The organism is Pseudomonas sp. NPDC088368 (assembly GCF_044753445.1).
In the GTDB taxonomy this organism is placed as follows: Bacteria; Pseudomonadota; Gammaproteobacteria; order Pseudomonadales; family Pseudomonadaceae; genus Aquipseudomonas; species Aquipseudomonas bambusae.
On sequence record NZ_JBIVNG010000013.1, the window covers coordinates 76,710 to 97,006 of the forward strand.

General features: G+C 60.1%; 20 protein-coding genes. 9 read left to right on the forward strand and 11 right to left on the reverse strand.

All coding sequences use genetic code 11. From position 1 onward, the window contains the following. Positions 1 to 15: 15 nt before the first annotated feature. The 6 genes from mltB (at position 16) to lipA (ending at position 5,477) form a co-directional block, all read left to right on the forward strand. Positions 16 to 1,026 (forward strand): lytic murein transglycosylase B, encoded by a 1,011-nt coding sequence (gene mltB / locus ACIQAL_RS26130; RefSeq protein ID WP_401150479.1) that lies wholly within the window; start codon positions 16 to 18, stop codon positions 1,024 to 1,026. After that, a complete protein-coding gene (locus tag ACIQAL_RS26135; RefSeq protein ID WP_166597479.1) occupies positions 1,026 to 2,057 on the forward strand; it encodes a septal ring lytic transglycosylase RlpA family protein in 1,032 nt (343 codons plus the stop codon). The genes mltB and ACIQAL_RS26135 overlap by 1 nt, the downstream gene beginning before the upstream one ends. Positions 2,058 to 2,254: 197 nt before the next feature. Further along, positions 2,255 to 3,415: a D-alanyl-D-alanine carboxypeptidase family protein gene (locus ACIQAL_RS26140; protein ID WP_166597480.1), complete on the forward strand. Its 1,161-nt coding sequence runs from the start codon at positions 2,255 to 2,257 to the stop codon at positions 3,413 to 3,415. A 97-nt stretch (positions 3,416 to 3,512) separates the two neighbouring features. Then, entirely contained in the window at positions 3,513 to 3,788 is a 276-nt protein-coding gene (locus ACIQAL_RS26145) for a DUF493 domain-containing protein (protein ID WP_166597481.1), read from the forward strand. Continuing rightward, complete coding sequence (lipB, locus tag ACIQAL_RS26150; protein ID WP_401150481.1) at positions 3,788 to 4,435, forward strand: lipoyl(octanoyl) transferase LipB; 648 nt, start codon at positions 3,788 to 3,790, stop codon at positions 4,433 to 4,435. The genes ACIQAL_RS26145 and lipB overlap by 1 nt, the downstream gene beginning before the upstream one ends. 1 nt (position 4,436) lies before the next feature. Continuing rightward, the gene (lipA, locus tag ACIQAL_RS26155) at positions 4,437 to 5,477 is read left to right on the forward strand and encodes a lipoyl synthase (RefSeq protein ID WP_401150483.1); all 1,041 of its coding nucleotides are present in this window, start codon (positions 4,437 to 4,439) and stop codon (positions 5,475 to 5,477) included. A 285-nt stretch (positions 5,478 to 5,762) separates the two neighbouring features. On the opposite strand, the gene ACIQAL_RS26160 is transcribed toward lipA, so the two are convergent. The 5 genes from ACIQAL_RS26160 to leuS form a co-directional block, all read right to left on the reverse strand. Then, the gene (locus ACIQAL_RS26160) at positions 5,763 to 7,097 is read right to left on the reverse strand and encodes a lytic murein transglycosylase (protein ID WP_401150485.1); all 1,335 of its coding nucleotides are present in this window, start codon (positions 7,095 to 7,097) and stop codon (positions 5,763 to 5,765) included. An 87-nt stretch (positions 7,098 to 7,184) separates the two neighbouring features. Next, a complete protein-coding gene (gene arfA, locus ACIQAL_RS26165) occupies positions 7,185 to 7,343 on the reverse strand; it encodes an alternative ribosome rescue factor ArfA (RefSeq protein WP_166597484.1) in 159 nt (52 codons plus the stop codon). 201 nt (positions 7,344 to 7,544) lie between these two features. Then, the gene (gene holA, locus ACIQAL_RS26170; RefSeq protein ID WP_166597485.1) at positions 7,545 to 8,582 is read right to left on the reverse strand and encodes a DNA polymerase III subunit delta; all 1,038 of its coding nucleotides are present in this window, start codon (positions 8,580 to 8,582) and stop codon (positions 7,545 to 7,547) included. Between the two features lie 42 nt (positions 8,583 to 8,624). Beyond that, a complete protein-coding gene (gene lptE / locus ACIQAL_RS26175) occupies positions 8,625 to 9,230 on the reverse strand; it encodes an LPS assembly lipoprotein LptE (RefSeq protein WP_166597486.1) in 606 nt (201 codons plus the stop codon). An 88-nt stretch (positions 9,231 to 9,318) separates the two neighbouring features. After that, entirely contained in the window at positions 9,319 to 11,925 is a 2,607-nt protein-coding gene (gene leuS / locus ACIQAL_RS26180; RefSeq protein WP_401150487.1) for a leucine--tRNA ligase, read from the reverse strand. Between the two features lie 303 nt (positions 11,926 to 12,228). Between leuS and ACIQAL_RS26185 the strand changes: the two genes are divergently transcribed. Both ACIQAL_RS26185 and ACIQAL_RS26190 read left to right on the forward strand, forming a co-directional pair. Beyond that, entirely contained in the window at positions 12,229 to 12,600 is a 372-nt protein-coding gene (locus tag ACIQAL_RS26185) for a hypothetical protein (protein ID WP_401150488.1), read from the forward strand. 85 nt (positions 12,601 to 12,685) lie between these two features. Next, positions 12,686 to 13,447 carry a YdcF family protein gene (locus tag ACIQAL_RS26190; RefSeq protein WP_401150490.1) on the forward strand — a complete coding sequence of 254 codons (762 nt, stop codon included), beginning with the start codon at positions 12,686 to 12,688 and terminating at the stop codon, positions 13,445 to 13,447. 140 nt (positions 13,448 to 13,587) lie between these two features. On the opposite strand, the gene lnt is transcribed toward ACIQAL_RS26190, so the two are convergent. The 5 genes from lnt to miaB form a co-directional block, all read right to left on the reverse strand. After that, positions 13,588 to 15,108, reverse strand: coding sequence for an apolipoprotein N-acyltransferase (gene lnt, locus ACIQAL_RS26195; RefSeq protein WP_401150491.1), 1,521 nt, complete (start codon positions 15,106 to 15,108; stop codon positions 13,588 to 13,590). 30 nt (positions 15,109 to 15,138) lie between these two features. After that, a complete protein-coding gene (locus ACIQAL_RS26200; protein WP_166597491.1) occupies positions 15,139 to 15,981 on the reverse strand; it encodes an HlyC/CorC family transporter in 843 nt (280 codons plus the stop codon). Between the two features lie 5 nt (positions 15,982 to 15,986). Continuing rightward, positions 15,987 to 16,487: an rRNA maturation RNase YbeY gene (gene ybeY, locus ACIQAL_RS26205; protein ID WP_401150603.1), complete on the reverse strand. Its 501-nt coding sequence runs from the start codon at positions 16,485 to 16,487 to the stop codon at positions 15,987 to 15,989. Beyond that, complete coding sequence (locus ACIQAL_RS26210; RefSeq protein WP_401150494.1) at positions 16,480 to 17,484, reverse strand: PhoH family protein; 1,005 nt, start codon at positions 17,482 to 17,484, stop codon at positions 16,480 to 16,482. Before ACIQAL_RS26210 ends, ybeY begins: the two co-directional genes overlap by 8 nt. A 280-nt stretch (positions 17,485 to 17,764) precedes the next feature. After that, complete coding sequence (gene miaB, locus ACIQAL_RS26215) at positions 17,765 to 19,093, reverse strand: tRNA (N6-isopentenyl adenosine(37)-C2)-methylthiotransferase MiaB (protein WP_166597494.1); 1,329 nt, start codon at positions 19,091 to 19,093, stop codon at positions 17,765 to 17,767. Positions 19,094 to 19,228: 135 nt separating this feature from the next. On the opposite strand from miaB, the gene ACIQAL_RS26220 reads away from it, so the two are divergent. Next, on the forward strand, positions 19,229 to 19,555 hold the full coding sequence (locus tag ACIQAL_RS26220) for a DUF1820 family protein (protein WP_166597495.1): 327 nt from the start codon (positions 19,229 to 19,231) through the stop codon (positions 19,553 to 19,555). A 15-nt stretch (positions 19,556 to 19,570) separates the two neighbouring features. On the opposite strand, the gene ACIQAL_RS26225 is transcribed toward ACIQAL_RS26220, so the two are convergent. Then, positions 19,571 to 20,134 (reverse strand): tetratricopeptide repeat protein, encoded by a 564-nt coding sequence (locus ACIQAL_RS26225; protein WP_341961764.1) that lies wholly within the window; start codon positions 20,132 to 20,134, stop codon positions 19,571 to 19,573. Positions 20,135 to 20,297 lie beyond the last annotated feature (163 nt).

A 20,297-nucleotide genomic window follows, 5' to 3' on the forward strand; every position in this document is an offset into this window, starting at 1 on the left:
AAGGTGAACAACTCAATGCATGTAGTGCGTGGCTGGGCTGCTCGATATGCGCCGCTGGTCGGTCTGATGGGCATCCTCGGGTCCGTGCAGGAATCGCTTGCCGGTGATTATGAAGGCTCGCCTCAGGTCGCCCAGTTCGTCAGCGACATGACCCGGGATTACGGGTTCGCGGGCGAGCAGTTGATCGAAGTTTTTCGCAACGTCGAGCGTAAACAGTCGATTCTCGACGCGATTTCCCGCCCCGCCGAACGGGTGAAGCCGTGGAAGGATTACCGCCCGATGTTCCTCACCGAGGCGCGCATCGCACGGGGTGTGGATTTCTGGCGGCAGCATGAGGCGACCCTTGCACGCGCCGAGCAGGAATACGGCGTGCCGGCGCAGGTGATCGTTGCGATCATCGGTGTTGAGACGTTTTTTGGACGCAATACCGGAAATTATCGGGTGATCGATGCATTATCGACCCTGAGTTTCGATTACCCTCCGCGTGCTGACTTCTTTCGCAAAGAGCTGCGCGAGTACCTGTTGCTGTCGCGTGAAGAGCAGGTGGACCCGCTTACGCTCAAGGGCTCGTATGCCGGGGCGATGGGGTTGCCGCAGTTCATGCCGAGCAGTTTCCGGGCGTATGCGGTGGATTTCGACGGCGACGGCCACATCAACATCTGGAATGACCCGGATGATGCAATCGGCAGCGTTGCGAGTTACTTCAAGCGCCATGGCTGGGTCGCGGGTGAGCCCGTGGTCAGTCTGGCGACCGTGCGCGGTGACCGTGCCGATGAGGGGCTGAGTCCCGGAATCGAGCCGGTAAAGACCGTCGGGGAGTTGCGAGCCTTGGGGTGGGCGAGTCATGATGCGCTGCGCGATGATATGCCGGTCACGGCGTTTCGCCTCGAAGGCGACAAAGGCCCTGAATACTGGATGGGTTTGAAGAATTTTTACGCAATCACGCGTTACAACCGCAGCGTGATGTACGCCATGGCCGTGCATCAGCTGTCTGAACTGCTTGTTCAAGCTCGGGGCGTCAAGTAATGCGGTCATTGCCGATCAAACAACCATTGAAGCTGATGGCCTTCACGGCGCTGACATTGCTCGTCGTCAGTTGCTCCACCAGTCGACCGACGCAGCAGGGCAACATCATCCGCTCGCAGCCGGGACTGGACATCAACCGGGCACACAAAGACGGCGCTCCGTGGTGGGACGTCGACGTTTCGCGCATCCCCGATGCCGTGCCGACCCTGCACACTGGCCCTTATAAAGCCAACCCATACACCGTGCTCGGCAAAACGTATTTCCCGCTGACCGATTCCGCGAGCTACAGCCAGACCGGCACCGCGTCGTGGTATGGCACCAAGTTCCATGGCCAGAACACCGCCAACGGCGAAGTGTATGACCTGTACGGCATGAGCGCGGCGCACAAGACCTTGCCGCTGCCGAGCTACGTTCGCGTGACCAACCTGGACAACAATCGCACGGTGATCCTGCGGGTCAACGACCGTGGGCCGTTCTATTCCGACCGGATCATCGACCTGTCCTACGCCGCCGCCAAGAAACTCGGGTATGCCGAGATCGGCACGGCGCGCGTGAAAGTCGAAGGCATCGACCCCGCTCAATATTGGGCGCAGCGTGGCAAGCCTGCGCCGTTGATGCTGGATCAGCCGCAAGTTGCGATCAGCGGTCCGACCGCCAGGCCACAACCTGCTGCGCCGGTGATCACGGCATCGGCGGGTACCATCGAGCAATGGACGCCACCACCGCAGCAGCACGCCGCACCCGTATCGCCTGTACCGATCGACGCAAAAAAAAACGCTTCCGGACAAGTGTCTGGGCTGTTTCTCCAAGTGGGAGCCTTCGCCAACCCGGACGCTGCGGAACTCCTGAGGTCGAAACTGAGCGGGATGGTTCGGGCCCCGGTTTTCGTGAGCTCGATAGCGCGCAATCAACAGACGCTCTATCGCGTACGGATGGGACCGGTCGACACGCCGGGTGAAGCCCAGCAGCTGCAAAACAGCGTCAGGTCGGCGAATCTGGGGTCGCCGAGTGTCGTGACGTCCGATCAGTAAAAAAAGATTGATGATTCGAACCTTGGCAATGAGGCCGGATCAGAACTTGCCCGACGGACGACTGGGCGTCGGAGAGAGCGTTGTCAGCAGCATTTCACGGGGGCATCTGTAGAATGTCACCCCGTTCGCCAGGGTAGCCTGGCATTACCGCTTTGCCCGCGAGGGCATGTTTGCCCATTAGCAATTTCGAGAGACGGATGAACATCACCACCTTTGCAAAACGCCTTTGCCTTTTAATCCCGCTTTTCACCGCGCCTGCCGTGTTTGCGGCAGAGCAGATGACGCCATCGGCACCGCAACTGGCGGCCAAGGCGTACGTGCTGATGGACGCCAACAGCGGTAACGTTCTGGTCGAGAACAACGGCGACCAGCGCCTGCCACCGGCCAGCCTGACCAAGCTGATGACCGCCTACATCGCGACTCTGGAAATCCGTCGCGGGCAAATCGGCGAGAATGATCCAGTGACCGTCAGCGAAAACGCCTGGCGCACCGGTGGTTCGCGGATGTTCATCAAGGTGGGTAGCCAGGTGACCGTCAGCGACCTGCTGCACGGCATCATCATCCAATCCGGTAACGACGCCAGCGTGGCCCTGTCCGAGCACATCGCGGGCAGCGAAGACGCGTTTGCCGACATGATGAACAAGACCGCTGGCGACCTGGGCATGGTCAACAGTCACTTCATGAACCCGACCGGCCTGCCGAACCCTGATCACTACGCCACCGCCCACGACATGGCGCTGCTGGCCCGTGCGATCATCCACGAAGACCCGGCTCACTATGCGATCTACTCGCAGAAAGAGTTCTTCTGGAACGGCATCAAACAGCCAAACCGTAACCTGCTGCTGTGGCGCGACAAGACCGTTGACGGTCTCAAAACCGGCCACACCGAAGAAGCGGGCTACTGCATGGTGTCCTCGGCCGTTCGTGACGGCATGCGCCTGATCGCCGTGGTCTTCGGCACCAACAGCGAACAAGCCCGTGCTGCCGAAACCCAGAAGCTGCTGACCTACGGTTTCCGTTTCTTCGAAACCCAGACCTTCTACCAGAAGGGCACCGAACTGGCCCAAGCGCCGGTCTGGAAAGGCACCGAGCGTCAGATCAAGGCCGGCCTGGCTGACGATCTGTCCATGACCATGCCTAAAGGCGAGATGAAAAAGCTCACCGCCAGCATGAGCATCAACCCGAAACTGGTTGCGCCTATCGCCAAGGGCGACGTGATCGGCCAAGTTGAAGTGAAACTGGAAGACAAGGTCGTGCGCACCGCTAATCTCATCGCCATGGACTCCGTTGAGGAAGGTGGTATCTTCCGCCGCCTGTGGGACAGCATTCGCATGTTCTTCTACAGTCTGTTCAACTGATCACGGGTTACTCACCGACTGACCGTTGACCCTATGCCCCTGCCGCTGATTGCGGTGGGGGACTGTCCGTTTTCCGGCTTACGAGGCCGTTACTGCCATGACAGATTCCGACGTTAAAGCACCAAAAATCGAATTTCCGTGTGCCGATTATCCGATCAAGATCATCTGCGATACCGGTGCGGGCAACAAAGACAAAGCCATCGAGATCGTTGGCAAACACGCCAAGATCAACGATGAACGCGTGGACGAGCGCCAGAGCAGCAACGGCAAGTACACCACCGTGCAGCTGCATATCCTCGCCACCGATCAGGATCAGCTCTACAACATCAACAGCGAGCTGCGGGCCACAGGTTTCGTGCACATGGTGCTGTGATGGGCGAGCGTCTGGGCTTTCGCGATCTCGGATTGATCGATTACGAGCCTACCTGGCAAGCCATGCAACGCTTCACGGACGGCCGCACTCGCGAGACGCCCGATGAAGTGTGGCTGGTCCAGCATCCCCCGGTTTTCACCCAGGGACAGTCGGGCAAACCCGAGCATCTCCTCCTTCCGGGTGATATTCCGGTGGTACAGGTCGATCGCGGTGGCCAAGTGACTTATCATGGGCCCGGTCAACTGGTGGCGTATCTGCTGCTGGATGTGCGTCGCCTCGGGTTCGGCGTGCGCGAACTGGTTACCCGGATCGAGCACAGCCTGATCGAGCTGCTGGCCAGTTATGGCGTCACGGCAGCCGCCAAACCCGAAGCGCCGGGGGTCTATGTCGACGGGGCGAAGATTGCCTCTCTGGGCCTTCGTATCCGCAACGGTTGTTCCTTCCATGGTCTGGCGCTCAACGTCGACATGGATCTGGACCCGTTTAAACGGATTAATCCCTGCGGGTATGCGGGGCTGGCTATGACCCAGCTGCGTGAACAGGCAGGCCAGATTGAATTTGCCGAGGTTAGTGCCCGGCTGCGTGCGCAGCTCGTCAAACACCTCGACTACGCTGAGCAGACGACCCTAACGGGCGGAATCGATTGATATGACTACTGCGCATGAGACGGCCGATGCCGTGCAAACCCTGATCCCCACCGTGAACGTGGTCACACCTGAGCGTGCGGCGCGTCCGAAAGTTGAAGCGGGTGTAAAGCTGCGTGGCGCGGACAAAGTAGCGCGCATCCCGGTGAAGATCATTCCTACGGTTGATCTGCCGAAGAAACCGGACTGGATTCGCGTCCGCATCCCGGTTTCTCCCGAGGTTGATCGCATCAAGGCCCTGCTGCGCAAACACAAGCTGCACAGCGTGTGCGAAGAGGCGTCCTGCCCGAACCTGGGCGAGTGCTTCTCCGGTGGCACCGCGACCTTCATGATCATGGGCGACATCTGCACCCGTCGCTGCCCGTTCTGCGACGTGGGCCATGGTCGCCCGAAAGCGCTGGACGTGGACGAGCCGAAGAACCTGGCTGTTGCCATCGCTGACCTGAAACTCAAGTACGTCGTGATCACTTCGGTGGACCGTGATGACCTGCGTGACGGCGGTGCCCAGCACTTCGCCGACTGCATCCGCGAAATCCGCGAACTGTCGCCGAACGTGCAGTTGGAAACCCTGGTTCCGGATTACCGTGGTCGTATGGACATCGCGCTGGAAATCACCGCAGCGACGCCGCCAGACGTGTTCAACCACAACCTGGAAACCGTGCCGCGTCTTTACAAGGCCGCGCGTCCGGGTTCGGACTACCAATGGTCGCTGACCCTGCTCAAGCGCTTCAAGGAAATGGTCCCGCACGTACCGACCAAATCCGGCCTGATGCTGGGCCTGGGCGAAACCGACGAAGAAGTGATCGAAGTGATGCAGCGCATGCGCGAGCACAACATCGACATGCTGACTCTGGGCCAGTACCTGCAACCGTCCCGTAACCACCTGCCGGTTCAGCGCTTCGTCCACCCGGACACCTTCGCCTGGTTCGCCGAGGAAGGTTACAAGATGGGCTTCAAGAACGTCGCTTCGGGGCCGCTGGTGCGTTCCTCGTACCACGCTGACGAACAGGCCAAGCTGACCAAGTCGTTGCTGACGGCGGGCTGATTTTTCTCGGTATTGCACGCAATAGAGAAAGGGCCGGATATCGCTATCCGGCCTTTTTTTTGAAATGCAATCTGCTCTGGATTCTGCCGCAGACGTAGGAGCTGCCGGGGTGGCGCTCCACCTTGCCTGCGATCGGCTGCGAAGCAGTCGTAAACGCTAACAGCGAGTTTTTTCTGACTCACCAAGTGTGCAGGTTTTACCACCGCTGCGCGGCGGATCGCAGGCAAGGTGGAGCGCCACCCCGGCAGCTCCTACGCCCTTCGGGCAGAAGCGGATTCGCAGCGACTACGGCTTACGCAAACTCTCCAACAACTCCTGCGTCGGATAACCGTCCGCTGGCCAGCCCAATGACTGCTGGGCGCTACGAATGGCTTTGCGGGTATTGGCGCCAATGATGCCGTCCGGCGCGCCTGCGTCGTATTGGCGGGCCGAGAGCAGGGTTTGCAGCTCGATGCGCTCAGTGCGGCTCAGGGGACGATCTCCGCGTGGCCACTGGCCAATCACATAACCGCCGCCCGTGAATCGCTCAGACAACAGCCCAATGCCCAGCCCGTAGGACGACGAATTGTTGTACTTAAGGATCGCCCGAAAGTTATCCATCACCAGAAATGCCGGGCCTTTGTAGCCCGCAGGCAGCAAGAGTGCCGCCTGCTGTTGCAGCAGGTTGGCGGGGAGGGGGGCGCCGTTGGGCAGCTTCAGCCCTAACTGCTGCCACTCGGCGATGGTTTTGCGGGTAGACGCATCGGCCATGGCGTAGTCGAAGCCTTGCCGCAGTTGCACCTCGAAACCCCAAGGCTGGCCTTTCTGCCAACCCGAGCTTTGCAGGTAGTGCGCAGTAGAGGCCAAGGCATCGGCGGGCGAATTCCAGATGTCGCGTCGGCCATCGCCGTCGAAGTCTACGGCATGGGTGTTGTACGTCGTGGGAATGAACTGCGTCTGCCCCATCGCCCCGGCCCAGGAGCCGAGCATGTTTGGCGCATCGATGTCGCCGTGCTGAATGATTTGCAGCGCGGCGATCAGTTGATCCTGCGCGAACTGAGGACGGCGTCCTTCATAGGCCAGCGTCGCCAGCGAGCGGATCACCGATTGGGTGCCCTGGAACTGGCCGAAGCTGCTTTCCATGCCCCACACGGCGATCAGTGCCTGACGATCAACGCCATAACGCTGCTCGATGGCGCTCAGCACGTCAGCGTACTGCGCAAGCAAGGCCTGGCCCTTGCGCACACGCACAGCCGATATGGCGCCGTCGAGGTATTCCCAGACCGGGCGCGTGAATTCAGGTTGGCTGCGATCGGCTTTGACCACGCTCATGTCCGGCGTCACGCCCGCGAAGGCACTGTCGAAGATGTCCGGGCGAATGCCCGCGCTCAACGCCTGATTGCGAAACATGGATTGCCATTCGGCGAAGCTCATGGCCGGCTGGATTTCAAAATTGGTGTCGTCGGGAGCGGCCACAGCGCTGGAAAGCGTGGGCGCGGCTTTCGCGACGTTCAGAGGGGCGGCTTGAAGCGGGGTGGCGACGGCAGCGGTGGGTTGCTCCGCACAGGCGACCAGTACGAAGAGGCTGGAGGCGGCGATCAATTGGCGGACATGCCAACGACGGGGAAAACTAAAGGGCATTCTGGGGTCCACAGGGATAAACCGTAAGGTGCAGACCTTACCATGTCGGCCCTGTCGGCGGGGCGCCGGTCAGTCACCTGAAATGTTTCAAGCTGCCATAACGGAAGAAGCCTCCCAATCTCTCGACTGGAAGGCTTCGCGGCGGTAGCTGCCTTTGCCCTTGGTGGGTTGTTCCTGACGGCTGCGGAACAGGGGCTGGGCAATGATGGATTTGGCCTTGTTCGGCCGCTTTTTGGCTTTGCTCATGGCGATACTCTCTTAGAGTGGTGGGTGGAGCGGCGGGGATGATGCGACTGATCGAAGCGGGCGTCTAATTGATCTGTGCTATCACCGGAGCGAACGCCTTTGTAGGAGCGCGCTTGCCCGCGATGGCAATTGTTCAGACGATCTGACGTTGTCTGACACACCGATATCGCGGGCAAGCGCGCTCCTACAGGGGGGGGCGATCTATTCCGACGGCAACGCCAATCGCTGGCCGGCCATCTGGATCGACAATCGGCTGAGGCTATTCCACACCGAGCCCTGTGCCTGACCCTTGATCTGCGCGTCGATGTGTTGAGCGTCCATCAACAGCTGTGCCCAGCGTCGGGCGGAGTGGCGTTGCAGGGCCTTGCTCATCAGCGGTTTGCGCTTGTCCCAAATAGGCGGGCGGGCCTGGCTGAAGGCTTTGTCCAGCGGCACGCCCTGGCTGAACTGCAACGCCAGATTCGCCAGCACTCGCAGCTCCCGAGACAATGCCCAGAGAATCACCGGCGGCTCCACGCCTTCCCCGCGCAGGCCTTCCAGCATGCGTAGCGCGTGAGACGCTTCGCCGTTAAGGATCGCGTCGGTCAGCCCAAACACGTCGAAACGCGCACTGTCCGCCACCGCTGCCTGCACGGTTTCGACGGTAATCTGACCTTGCTCGGCCATCAGTTTGAGCTTTTCGATTTCTTGAGCGGCCGCCAGAAGGTTGCCTTCCACGCGAGCAGCGATCAGCTCCACCGCGTCGGGGCTGGCGGCCAGCCCGGCCTGCGCCAGACGCTGTCGAATCCATTGTGGCAATTGGCTGGCGTCCACCGGCCAGATCTGCACGAACTGGGTTTGCGGTCCCTCGACCAGCGCTTTGCCCCATTTGGTCTTCTGCGCAGCACCGTCCAGCTTGGGGAGACTGATCAACAGCAGCGTATCTTCAGCCGGACGACCGCAGTATTCCAGCAACGCGGCGGCGCCTTTGTCCCCCGGTTTACCGGATGGCAGGCGCAGCTCCAGCAGACGGCGTTCGGCGAACAGCGACATGCTGGCCCCGGCTTGCAGCAGGGTGCCCCAGTCGAAGCTTGAGTCGGCACTGAAGACCTGACGCTCATCAAAACCCTGCTGACGGGCAGCGGACCGAATGGCGTCGCACGCTTCCTGACATTGCAGCGGGTCATCGCCGCTGACGATGTAGACAGGCGATAACGCACCTTGAAGGTGTTTGGAGAGCTGGGCGGGGGCGAGTTTCATGGGTCAGAAAAGATCAGGGCCGGCGAACCGGCCCTGATGCCATCACTTGGACGGGATTTCGATCGGAGACTGTTGAGGCGTCTCGTCGCGAACACGTTGAGCGGCGGCTTCGGCATCGGCCTGGGCACGAGCGGCGGCGTCAGCCTTGGCTTGCAGTTCGTCCAGACGCTGCGGCGACAGCTGCTGCAGGCGGGCAATCAACTTCTGCACCAGGTCGCTGCGCATTTCCTTGCGGATCTGCTCGGCTTCCTGGTCGGAACCGATCAGGTTGTTGCCGTCATGCACATAGGTCTTGGTGGACTGTACGTTGTCATCGAGCAGCAGGACGTTCTTGGTGCCGTGGATTTCGTATTTCACCACGGTGGTCAGCTCATACTCGGCCGAGTTGCCGGAACCTGCGTAACTCGCGGTGCGCTGGGTCTCGTCTTCACGGGCCAGGAACAGCTTGTACTGAGCACCGGTGTAAACGTGCACGCCGCTGTTGGTCAGGGTGTTTTTCAACTCAGTGACAACCTGGCCGTAGACGTCGCGGGCGCTCACGTCCAGCTCCTTGATCGACAAGGCGTTGGTGCCAGTGCCGCGCAGCTGGAAACCGCAGGCGCTCAGCAATACCGCGAGGCCCATTACCAGCAGATTGCGTTTGATCATCTTGTTGCTCCCCTTGAATCCGTTTGAGCCCGAAGTGCGGGCTCTGGAAGTGTGTTGGGCGCCTGACCGTGTCAGGCGCCTGATCCAATCAGCTGGCGACGATGTTCACCAGTTTGCCGGGTACGACGATCACTTTGCGAATCGTCAGACCGTCGATGAAGCGCAGCACGTTTTCGTTGGTCCGTGCAGCGGCTTCGACGTCCTCGCGACTGGCACTGGCAGGCATTTCGATCTGACCGCGCAGCTTGCCGTTGACCTGTACCACCAGTTGCAGCGTGTCCTGCACCAGCGCGGACTCATCCACCACGGGCCAGCCCGCGTCGATCACCGGATCGGCGTGACCCAGCGCGTTCCACAGTTCATGGCTGATGTGCGGCGTGATCGGGGCGAGCAACAGGGCGACGGTTTCCAGACCCTCCTGCAACAGCGCACGATCCTGTTCCGACGCCTGCGGTGCTTTTTCCAGCACGTTCATCAGCGTCATTACCTGAGCAATGGCGGTGTTGAATTTGTGGTGCTGACCAACGTCCTGACCGGCTTGCTTGATGGCCAAGTGAATGGCGCGGCGCACGGCTTTTTGATCGTCGCTCAGTGTTGTTTTGTCCAGCGCGCCCGGCAGACCAGCGGTGACGTGGGCCTGGCCCAGACGCCATACGCGCTTGAGGAAACGGTGCGAACCTTCGACGCCGGAGTCGGACCATTCCAGGCTCATGTCAGGCGGCGAGGCAAACATCATGAACAGACGGCAGGTGTCGGCGCCGTACTGATCGATCATCGATTGCGGGTCAACGCCGTTGTTCTTCGACTTGGCCATCTTCTCGATGCCGCCGATTTCCACCGGCAGGCCGTCGGCGATCAGCTTGGCGCCGATGATCTTGGCCTTGCTGTCGCGTTCGAATTCGACGTCAGCCGGGTTGAACCAGGTTTTGCTGCCGTTGGCTTCGAGACGGTAGAACGTCTCGGCAACGACCATACCCTGGGTCAGCAGGTTCTTGAACGGTTCGTTGGAGCTGACCAGACCTTCGTCGCGCATCAGTTTGTGGAAGAAGCGCGCGTACAGCAGGTGCAGGATCGCGTGTTCGATACCGCCGATGTATTGGTCGACCGGCAACCAGTGGTTCGCGGCTTTCGGATCGACCATGCCGCCTTCGTAATGAGGCGAGGCGTAGCGGGCGAAGTACCACGACGACTCCACGAAGGTGTCCATGGTGTCGGTTTCGCGCTTGGCCGGTGCGCCGCATTTCGGGCAGCTGCACTCGTAGAATTCAGGCATGCGCGCCAGTGGCGAACCTGCGCCGTCCGGTACGACGTCTTCCGGCAGTTTGACCGGCAGTTGGTCTTCTGGGACCGGCACGTCGCCGCAGGTGTCGCAGTGGATGATCGGGATCGGGCAGCCCCAGTAACGCTGACGGCTGATGCCCCAGTCGCGCAGACGGAACTGGGTGCGCGATTTGCCGAGGTCTTTCTTGGCGAGGGCGGCTTCGATGGCGTCGAAAGCACCGGCGAAGTCCAGACCGTCGAACTCGCCGGAATTGATCAGCACGCCGTGCTCGTTGTACGCGTCCTGCCAAGGCGCAGGGGTTTCATCGCCTGCGCTGGTGCGCACCACCGGTTTGACCGGCAGGTTGTACTTGGTGGCGAATTCGAAATCGCGCTCGTCGTGAGCCGGGACGGCCATGACCGCGCCGTCGCCGTAGTGCATCAGCACGTAGTTGGCGACCCACACTGGCAGCTTCTCGCCAGTCAGTGGGTGCTCGACGAACAGGGAAGTCGGCAGGCCTTTCTTTTCCTGCGTGGCGACGTCAGCTTCCGCGACGCTGCCGCTTTTGCATTCGTGGATGAAGGCTTGCAGCTCAGGGTTGTTCTGCGCCGCCAGGGTCGCCAGCGGGTGCTCGGCGGCCACGGCCACGTAGGTCGCGCCCATCAGGGTGTCAGCGCGGGTGGTGAAGACTTTCAAGGCACCGGCTTCGCCGATGGAGGCCTGGTCGTACGGGAACTGCACTTCCATGCCGCGGGATTTGCCGATCCAGTTGCGCTGCATGGTCTTGACCTGTTCAGGCCAGCCCGGCAACTCGTCGAGGCTCTCCAGCAGCTCATCGGCGTAGGCCGTGATCTTGAAGTAGTACATCGGGATTTCGCGCTTTTCGATCACCGCGCCCGAACGCCAGCCGCGGCCGTCGATCACTTGCTCGTTGGCCAGAACGGTCTGATCGACCGGGTCCCAGTTCACGGTGCCGTTCTTGCGGTAGATCACGCCTTTTTCGAACAGGCGCGTGAACAGCCATTGTTCCCAGCGGTAGTAATCAGGCTTGCAGGTGGTGACTTCGCGGGACCAATCGATCGCCAGGCCCAGGCTCTTGAGCTGGGTCTTCATGTAGGCGATGTTCTCGTAGGTCCACTTGGCCGGTGCGACGTTGTTCTTCATCGCGGCGTTTTCTGCCGGCATGCCGAACGCATCCCAACCCATTGGCTGCAGCACGTTCTTGCCCTGCATGCGCTGATAGCGGGCGATCACGTCACCAATGGTGTAGTTGCGCACGTGCCCCATGTGTAGCTTGCCGCTAGGGTAAGGGAACATCGACAGGCAGTAGTACGTGTCCTTGCCTGGCTGTTCACTGACTTCAAAAGACTTTTGCTCTTCCCAGAAGGTCTGGGCGGCGGCTTCGATTTCGCGGGGCTGATAGAGTTCGTGCATGGCTACTTTTGACTAGAGATTGGTGACCCTTGACCGCTTCGCTGCCGTCCCGGACTGGAGGGGCGTCACGTGTCAGGCTGTGCCTTTGCCAACGCGACGGGTTCGAACCCGGAGGAGCGGAAGTGGAATAACAGGAAGCGCCGTAGCATACATGAGGGCAGACTATCGAGGGAAACCTTTGATTGCATGGTCAGGGCCCCTGAACCCCCGTCATTCGCCGTTGGTCGCGGCATCGCGCCGGTTTTTGCAGTGCCGCTAAGCTCATTGTCGAGGGTATGTGTTTATCTTCAGTGAGGTGAACGGATGGCAGAGCTGCGGCACCAAGTAGAGAAACCTGATCTGTATGACCGTTTGATTGATCGTCTGGGGCTGGCCCTGGACATGGCGAAAACAGCAGTCCGGCTTCGCAATGAGTACCCCACCGAACTGGAACTCCGTGGTTTGAGTCAGGCCGAGTTTCAGTTGATCGAGGCCTATCTGGATCGCAAGGACATCGTTGTAAGAGAGGAATCACCGAACATCAAGAAAGGGAGTCTCAGCAGTTCCCGGGAGCCTTCGGAGTCGGCCCGCGGCCCGCAACTTTCAACCAATGTCATCTGGTTGAAGGACCAGCGTCGCGCCAAGGTGTCGGCAAAGTTGAGTCGCTACAGTTCCAGCAAACATTTCAAGCGGTAACGTTTACGGGTCCAATCCCGTCTGATTAAGCATTGTTGCTTAGCGTCAATCCTTCTAGGCTTCGGGCATCTTCTGGAGATGCCCGATGCCTTTTCGTTACGCCATCAAGAACCTGCTCCTGCCGCCCGGCATCTTTCTGCTGCTCCTCTTATTCGCCTGGTGGCTGAGAACGGCCAGGCCACGGTTGGCGCGAGTGCTGTTTGTGATCGGCTTCGGTGGACTGCTGTTGACCAGCCTGCCGGTCGTGGTGGAGTGGTCGGCCAAAGGCATCGAAAGTATTCCACCCCTGCAACAGGGCCAGTGGGCAACCTTGGCCCAGCATGCCGACGCTATCGTGGTGCTCGGTTCCGGCCGTGAGCGCAACGACCCCAGTTGGGGCAGTGACATCCCGACGGGAACGGCTCTCGAACGGATGCGGTATGCGGCGCGTTTGTCCAAGGCCTCTGGCCTGCCGATTTTGACCACGGGCGGGTTGCATTACGGCGAGCCGCCGAGTGAAGCGGCGATCATGGCTGATTCGTTGCGCGACGATTTTGGAGTGACTGTCCGCTGGCAAGAAGGCGAAAGCCGGACCACGTGGGAAAACGCGACGATGACGGCGGCCGTGTTGCAGCCCTTGGGGATCAAACGAGTGGTCGTGGTGACGCAGGCCTGGCACATGCCGCGTTCGGTCTGGAGCTTTGAAAAGACCGGTTTTGCGGTCGTGCCCGCGCCTGTCGGCTTTTTGAGCACGGACAACGCCAGACCGTTTGGTGGCTGGCTGCCAGAGTCCAAAGCCGTCTGGCAGATGGGCCAGTTGATCAATGAAGCGGCGGGATTGGTGGGGTATCGGGTGTTTTATCGGTGATTTAGCGGGCTCTGCAGTTCCCTGTGGGAGCGAATTCATTCGCGAGAGGCCGGTAAATCCAACATATCTCCATTGGATGTACCACCGCATCGCGAATGAATTCGCTCCCACCTGAGGCATGTGTTTCAGCAGGTCGGGCATCAAACCGTCTTGGAAATCCGGCTCGCCAGCAGCGCCCAGCCAATCAACAACACCGACAGAATGATCAGTGGCCACGAACGCCAGTGCAGGTACGGCGTCAGGTTGTGCATCGGCGTGACTTCGCCGTACATCACTGCCCGTTCGAACTGCGGCACAGTGGTGGTGATCTTGCCGAACGGGTCGATCAGTGCGCTTTTGCCATTGTTGGTGGCACGGATCATCCAGCGACCGGCTTCCAGTGCGCGCATCTGCGCCATCTGCAAATGCTGCAGCGGGCCGATGGACGTGCCGAACCACGTGTCGTTGCTCACAGTCAGCAGCAGATCGCTCTGGGCGGAAAGGCTGGCGGCGAACTCGGGGTAGACGACCTCGTAACAAATGAACGGCGCGATCTGGTAACCCTTGGCCTGCAACAATGCCTGTTCGGCCGGGCCGCGTGCAAAGTCGGACATCGGCAGGTCGAAGAACGTGATCAGCCCGCGCAGCAGGTCCTGCAATGGCACGTACTCACCGAACGGCACCAGTTTCTGTTTCAGGTAGGTGCCGTCGCCTTCGCCGGTGACGGTGATGGCGTTGTAATAACGGAATTCACCACGCCCGCCTTTCTGCCGCAGCGGCACGCCTGTGATCAGTGCTGAGTCCCTATCTGCGGCAAACTTGCCCATCATCGTCAGGTAGCCCTCGACGGACTCCTTGAGCACCGGCACAGCGGTTTCCGGCCAAACGATCAGGTCGGCTTTTTGGGACGTGAACGTCATGTCGCGGTAAAGGGCCAACTGAGCGTTCAGCGCAGCCGGGTCCCATTTCATGCTTTGTTCGACGTTCCCCTGCATCGCGGCAACTTTCAACGGCGCGCCTGAAGGTTCGGTCCAGGCATGGCTTTTCAGCGCCAGACCCACCACCCAAGGCGCCAGCAGCAGAGCGATGCCAGCAGCGAAGAAGCTTTTGCGTGCACGCAGTCGAGGCAGATTGCACAGGAGGGCAGCGGTCAGCGCGAGGCTGAACGAAATCAGCCACATGCCTCCGAGCGGCGCCAGACCTTTCAGCGGGCCATCGAGTTGACTGTAACCGGAGTAAAGCCAAGGAAAGCCTGTGAGGAACCAGCCGCGAAACATTTCCTGACCGAACCACAGCGCAGCGAAAGCCAGCGCATCGGCCAAAGGCGCTTCGTTGCGGCGAATCCAGCGCGCCCAGAGCCAGGCGGGCAGGGCGAAGAAGAAGGCGACAGAAGCGCAGAACAGCACCATCAGGAACCCGGCGAGCCAGACCGGCGCTTCGCCGTAAGTGTGAATGCTGACGTAGATCCAGCTGGTGCCGCCGCCAAACAGGCCAAACCCGTACGACCAGCCCCGCCACAACGCTTGGCGAGGTGTCAGGTCGCGCAACCCGAGGTAGAAAACCACCAGCGCGACAATCGCCAGTGGCCAAATATCGAACGGCGCCAGGGCCAGGGTGACGAGTGCGCCAGCCGCCACGGCCAGCAGGTTACCGGGCCAGCCGGGGCGGGTGATCCAGCGCATTTACATTCCTTATGACAAACGGATACGACGTTACGAGCGCGAAATCGGACTCAGGCGCAGCAGGTGAATCCGGCGGCTGTCCGCATTCAGGATGCGGAAACGATACGCGCCGATTTCGGTGATTTCATTACGCTTTGGCAGGTGCCCGAACGCATTCATCACCAGACCGCCGACCGTGTCGAATTCATCGTCAGAGAACTCGCTGTCGAAGAACTCGTTAAAGCTGTCGATGGGGGTGAGCGCCTTGACCAGGAAGTCGCCGCTGGGCAGTGGTTTGATGTAGCTGTCTTCCTCGACGTCGTGCTCGTCTTCGATGTCGCCGACGATCTGTTCCAGCACGTCTTCGATGGTCACCAGACCCGCCACGCCGCCGTATTCGTCGATGACGATGGCCATGTGGTTGTGGTTGGCGCGGAACTCACGCAGCAGCACGTTGAGGCGCTTGGATTCCGGCACGAAGGTCGCCGGACGCAGCAGGCTCTTGATGTCGCCGACGTCGCCGTTTTCCTTGAGGATCAAGGGCAGCAGGTCTTTCGCCAGCAATACGCCGAGCACGTCGTCGTGGCTTTCGCCAATCACCGGGTAGCGAGAGTGGGCGGAATCGATCACTGCCGGGAGCAGCTCGCGAAGGCTCTGGCTGGCCTTGATACTGACCATCTGAGAGCGCGGGACCATGATGTCCCGGACCTGGAGGTCAGCCACCTGAATGGCGCCTTCGGCGATGGCCAGCGCTTCGCTGTCCAGCAATTTGTTCTGATGGGCTTCGCGCAGCAGCTCTAGCAGCTCCTGGCGGTTCTTCGGCTCATGGGCAAATGCCTGGGTCAGTTTGCCCAACCATGACTTTTGCCCGTTGCTCGATCGGTCTTCGCTCATAGCCCTTACTCGTGGTCCTTGCCTGGTGTTTCTGTAGGTGGTGTGTCGACGATTTCGTCGTCGGCGTAGGGATCGGGATACCCCAGCTCTGCAAGCAACTCCCGTTCCAGTGCTTCCATTTCTTCAGCTTCGTCATCGTCGATGTGATCGTAGCCCAACAAATGCAGACACCCATGAATGGTGAGGTGCGCCCAGTGTGCGTCCAGCGCCTTGCCCTGTTCGGCAGCCTCGCGGGTCACGACCGGCACGCAGATCACCAGGTCACCCAGCAACGGAATGTCGAGGAGTTCGTCAGGCACGTCCGCGGGAAAGGACAGCACGTTGGTGGCGTAGTCTTTGTGACGCCAGGTGTGGTTCAGTTCCCGGCCTTCCGCCTCGTCGACCAGGCGAATGGTCATTTCCGAGTCGGCGACGCGCTGGCGCAGGCCCATCTCACACCAAAGGCGGAACTGGGCTTCGCTGGGGGCGCTGGCTTCACTCGCGACTTGCAGATCCAGCTCAAGCATCGCGGCGGTATTCCCGAGGGGCATTTTGCTCGTTGCTCTCTTCGAAGCGCTCGTAGGCTTCGACGATGCGCTGCACCAATGGATGGCGCACGACGTCCTTGGGCTTGAAGTGGGTGAAGCTGATGCCCGGCACGTCCTTGAGCACTTCGATGACATGATTCAGCCCGGATTTGGTGCCTTTCGGCAGGTCGATCTGGGTGATGTCACCGGTGATCACGGCGGTGGAGCCAAAGCCAATACGGGTCAGGAACATCTTCATCTGCTCGACGGTGGTGTTCTGACTCTCGTCGAGAATGATGAAGCTGTTATTAAGGGTGCGTCCGCGCATGTAGGCCAGCGGCGCAACTTCGATCACTTGCTTTTCGATCAGCTTGGCCACGTACTCAAAGCCCAGCATCTCGTAAAGCGCGTCGTAGAGCGGTCGCAGGTACGGGTCGATCTTCTGCGCCAGATCGCCGGGCAGGAAACCGAGCTTTTCGCCTGCTTCAACCGCCGGACGCACCAGCAGGATGCGGCGAATCTGTTCGCGTTCCAGCGCATCGACGGCCGCAGCCACGGCAAGGTAAGTCTTGCCGGTACCGGCCGGGCCGATGCCGAAGTTGATGTCGTTGGCGAGGATTTCCTTCACGTACCGCTGCTGATTCAAGCCGCGAGGGCGAATCATGCCTTTCTTGGTACGCAGGGCTACGCCGACTTCGGCAGCAGGGTGGTTGTCCAGCTCTTCGACGCCGGATTCCTGCAGGAACAGATGAACCATGTCCGGGGACAGCTCGGTGCTTTTGGTTTCCCGATAGAGTCGGCGTAACAGGTTTTCTGCCGAAGTGGTCTGTTTGCGCTCGCCGATCATCTCGAACTGGCCTCCGCGATTGCGGATTTCGATGTCCAGGCGCTGTTCGATCAGGCGCAAGTGCTCGTCGAATTGCCCGCACAGATTGGCGAAGCGGTGGGCCTCGATAGGTTCGAGGCTGAAACGATGTGGTTCGATAGGTGCGTTCAAAGTGGTTTTTAGCCGCCCGACGGCAATAAAGGTGAAATGAAGGATAACCCCTGTGGGCACTGTCCGAAAGGGCTCACTTACTAATGGTTGAATGCCGCAGGATTTGTACGCGGGTATTGGGCCCTGGGGGTGATCCCAGTGGGAGCGAATTCATTCGCGAAAGATACAACAGGCGATACATCTTTATCGGCTGAAGCATTTTTCGCGAATGAATTCGCTCCCACAGGTCGTCGCCCGGCATGCCATCAGCGGCGCTGCTGATGGATGAGGGCGTCGGGCCTTACTGCAACAACGACCCCCGCAACGAGTGCGGTTGCGCGCTGTCGATGTAGACGTCGGCGAATTGCCCGATCAGCTTGGGGTTGTCGCAGCGGAAGTTGACGATACGGTTGTTCTCGGTGCGCCCTTGCAGTTCGCCGGGGTCTTTCTTCGAATAGTCGGTGACCAGAATGCGCTGGACAGTGCCCGCCATTTTGCGGCTGATCTCGAAGCCCTGACGGTTGATCAGGTCCTGCAACTGCTTGAGGCGCTCTTTCTTGGTTTCTTCCGAGGTGTCATCGGCCAGATCCGCTGCCGGGGTGCCAGGGCGCGAGCTGTAGACGAACGAGTAGGAGAAGTCCATGCCGACGTCTTCTACCAGCTTCATGGTCTGCAAATGATCTTTTTCGGTCTCGCCGGGAAAGCCGACGATGAAGTCCGAGCTGATGCAAATGTCCGGCACCGCTGCACGCAGCTTGCGCAAACGGGATTTGTATTCCAGTACGGTGTGGTTGCGCTTCATCGCCGCAAGAATGCGGTCTGAACCCGACTGGACCGGCAAATGCAGATGTTTGACCAGCTCCGGCACGTCGGCGTGGGCCTGAATCAGGCTGTCGGAAAACTCCAGCGGATGCGACGTGGTGTAGCGAATGCGGTCGATGCCGTCGATGGCCGCCACCACGCGGATCAATTCAGCGAGGTCAGCCACGCGCCCGTCGTGGGTCGTGCCGCGATAGCCGTTGACGTTCTGGCCGAGCAGGGTCACTTCACGCACGCCGTTTTCGGCGAGGTGGAAGACTTCGGTGATCACGTCATCGAAGGGCCGACTGACTTCTTCACCCCGCGTGTAAGGCACCACGCAGAACGTGCAGTACTTGCTGCAACCTTCCATGACCGACACATAAGCGCTCGGGCCATCGACGCGAGGCTCGGGCAAATGGTCGAATTTTTCGATTTCCGGAAACGACACATCCACCTGCGGCAAGCGGGTGATGCGTGCGGCGTCGATCATGTCCGGCAGGCGGTGCAGGGTCTGCGGGCCGAACACGACATCGACGTACGGCGCCCGATCACGAATCGCCGCACCTTCCTGACTGGCGACGCAACCACCGACGGCGATCACCATCTCCGGGTTGGCAAGCTTCAGCTCGCGCCAGCGGCCAAGCTGGGAGTAGACGCGGTCCTGCGCCCGCTCGCGGATGGAGCAAGTGTTGAGCAGAATGACGTCGGCGTCCTCCGCGCGGGCGGTGACTTCCAGCGCTTGATGTTCGCCCAGCAGATCGACCATGCGCGAGCTGTCGTACTCGTTCATCTGGCAGCCGTGGGTTTCGATATAAAGCTTCTTGGCCATGCGGGTTCGGATTCATCAGGTGATTCGAAGAACCGCGCATTATAGGGACCATGGCCTCGGGTTCCTAGCGTTGCCTAACCAGCGGCATGCTATAGTTCGCGCCCTTTTCAAAACACCGATCATTGCCTGCCTGTTATGACCAAACGCGAAGCTCCAATCTATAAGGTGATTTTTCTCAACCAGGGCCAGGTGTACGAGATGTACGCCAAGCAGATCTATCAAAGCGATCTGTGGGGGTTTCTTGAGGTTGAGGAATTCGTCTTCGGTGAGCGCACGACCGTGGTAGTAGACCCCAGCGAAGAGAAGTTGAAGCAGCAGTTCGACGGAGTGGTACGCAGCTTCGTGCCGATGCATTCGATCGTGCGTATCGATGAAGTCGAGCGGATGGGCACGGCGAAGATCAGTGAGGCGCGTCAGACTGGCAATGTCATGCCGTTCCCAATGCCGATGCCGGACAAATAAGGTCCGGCGACTCGATCAGGGTTTGCTGGTATCCGGGAAGGGCGCGAATGGCGTGCGCCCTTCGGCGGTTTGCAGCTCCAGAAGATACTTGCGGAAGATTTGCCCCAGCACTTGGGTCGCGACTTCCAGATCTTCCTTTTTCATTTGGCCCGAAACTTCGTCGGCCTGGTCGAGCGCATCTTCCGACCCGTTGACCGCCGCCATTTTCAGGACGATATAAGCCTGAATGTTATTGGCTTGCACACCCTCACCACGGAAGAACATCAGGCCCAGTTGATACTGCGCCTGCGCATGGCCCTGCAATGAGGCCTGTTCGAAGTAGTTGAGTGCCTGAGTGAGGTCGCGCGGCGTGTTCTTGCCGTCGTAATAGAACTGTCCCAACTCGTATTGCGCCTGCGCATCCCCGCCTTTGGCCGCCTGCTGACACGCCGACAAGGCGGCTGGCAGGTTGTCTGGCTGGGTATTCAGGGTGCAGCGACCCACCGCTGGTATTAACAACGAGTTGCCACCTGCATTCGCCAGCAGGGGATGAAGAAGCAACAGGCAGCCCAATGCAAGGGTGCGGCCGGTGCGATTCATGGAAGTCGACTTACCTCTGAAAAAGGTGCGGGCATGCCCGTCCAGCTAAACGTGCTGGCTGCGCATTATGAAATAAGCGGGGCCTACCTTACAAAGTCTTTACTGATTTTCTGCTGCACGGGCTTGATTCGCCTGTATTCAGGGGGCTCGAAGCGCCGCATAC

Excerpts from the sequence above, each read along its gene's own strand:
- mltB (WP_401150479.1), top strand. The coding sequence starts at position 16 with ATGCATGTAGTGCGTGGCTGGGCTGCTCGATATGCGCCGCTGGTCGGT.
- ACIQAL_RS26135 (WP_166597479.1), top strand. The coding sequence starts at position 1,026 with ATGCGGTCATTGCCGATCAAACAACCATTGAAGCTGATGGCCTTCACG.
- ACIQAL_RS26140 (WP_166597480.1), top strand. The coding sequence starts at position 2,255 with ATGAACATCACCACCTTTGCAAAACGCCTTTGCCTTTTAATCCCGCTT.
- ACIQAL_RS26145 (WP_166597481.1), top strand. The coding sequence starts at position 3,513 with ATGACAGATTCCGACGTTAAAGCACCAAAAATCGAATTTCCGTGTGCC.
- lipB (WP_401150481.1), top strand. The coding sequence starts at position 3,788 with ATGGGCGAGCGTCTGGGCTTTCGCGATCTCGGATTGATCGATTACGAG.
- lipA (WP_401150483.1), top strand. The coding sequence starts at position 4,437 with ATGACTACTGCGCATGAGACGGCCGATGCCGTGCAAACCCTGATCCCC.
- ACIQAL_RS26160 (WP_401150485.1), bottom strand. The coding sequence starts at position 7,097 with ATGCCCTTTAGTTTTCCCCGTCGTTGGCATGTCCGCCAATTGATCGCC.
- arfA (WP_166597484.1), bottom strand. The coding sequence starts at position 7,343 with ATGAGCAAAGCCAAAAAGCGGCCGAACAAGGCCAAATCCATCATTGCC.
- holA (WP_166597485.1), bottom strand. The coding sequence starts at position 8,582 with ATGAAACTCGCCCCCGCCCAGCTCTCCAAACACCTTCAAGGTGCGTTA.
- lptE (WP_166597486.1), bottom strand. The coding sequence starts at position 9,230 with ATGATCAAACGCAATCTGCTGGTAATGGGCCTCGCGGTATTGCTGAGC.
- leuS (WP_401150487.1), bottom strand. The coding sequence starts at position 11,925 with ATGCACGAACTCTATCAGCCCCGCGAAATCGAAGCCGCCGCCCAGACC.
- ACIQAL_RS26185 (WP_401150488.1), top strand. The coding sequence starts at position 12,229 with ATGGCAGAGCTGCGGCACCAAGTAGAGAAACCTGATCTGTATGACCGT.
- ACIQAL_RS26190 (WP_401150490.1), top strand. The coding sequence starts at position 12,686 with ATGCCTTTTCGTTACGCCATCAAGAACCTGCTCCTGCCGCCCGGCATC.
- lnt (WP_401150491.1), bottom strand. The coding sequence starts at position 15,108 with ATGCGCTGGATCACCCGCCCCGGCTGGCCCGGTAACCTGCTGGCCGTG.
- ACIQAL_RS26200 (WP_166597491.1), bottom strand. The coding sequence starts at position 15,981 with ATGAGCGAAGACCGATCGAGCAACGGGCAAAAGTCATGGTTGGGCAAA.
- ybeY (WP_401150603.1), bottom strand. The coding sequence starts at position 16,487 with ATGCTTGAGCTGGATCTGCAAGTCGCGAGTGAAGCCAGCGCCCCCAGC.
- miaB (WP_166597494.1), bottom strand. The coding sequence starts at position 19,093 with ATGGCCAAGAAGCTTTATATCGAAACCCACGGCTGCCAGATGAACGAG.
- ACIQAL_RS26220 (WP_166597495.1), top strand. The coding sequence starts at position 19,229 with ATGACCAAACGCGAAGCTCCAATCTATAAGGTGATTTTTCTCAACCAG.
- ACIQAL_RS26225 (WP_341961764.1), bottom strand. The coding sequence starts at position 20,134 with ATGAATCGCACCGGCCGCACCCTTGCATTGGGCTGCCTGTTGCTTCTT.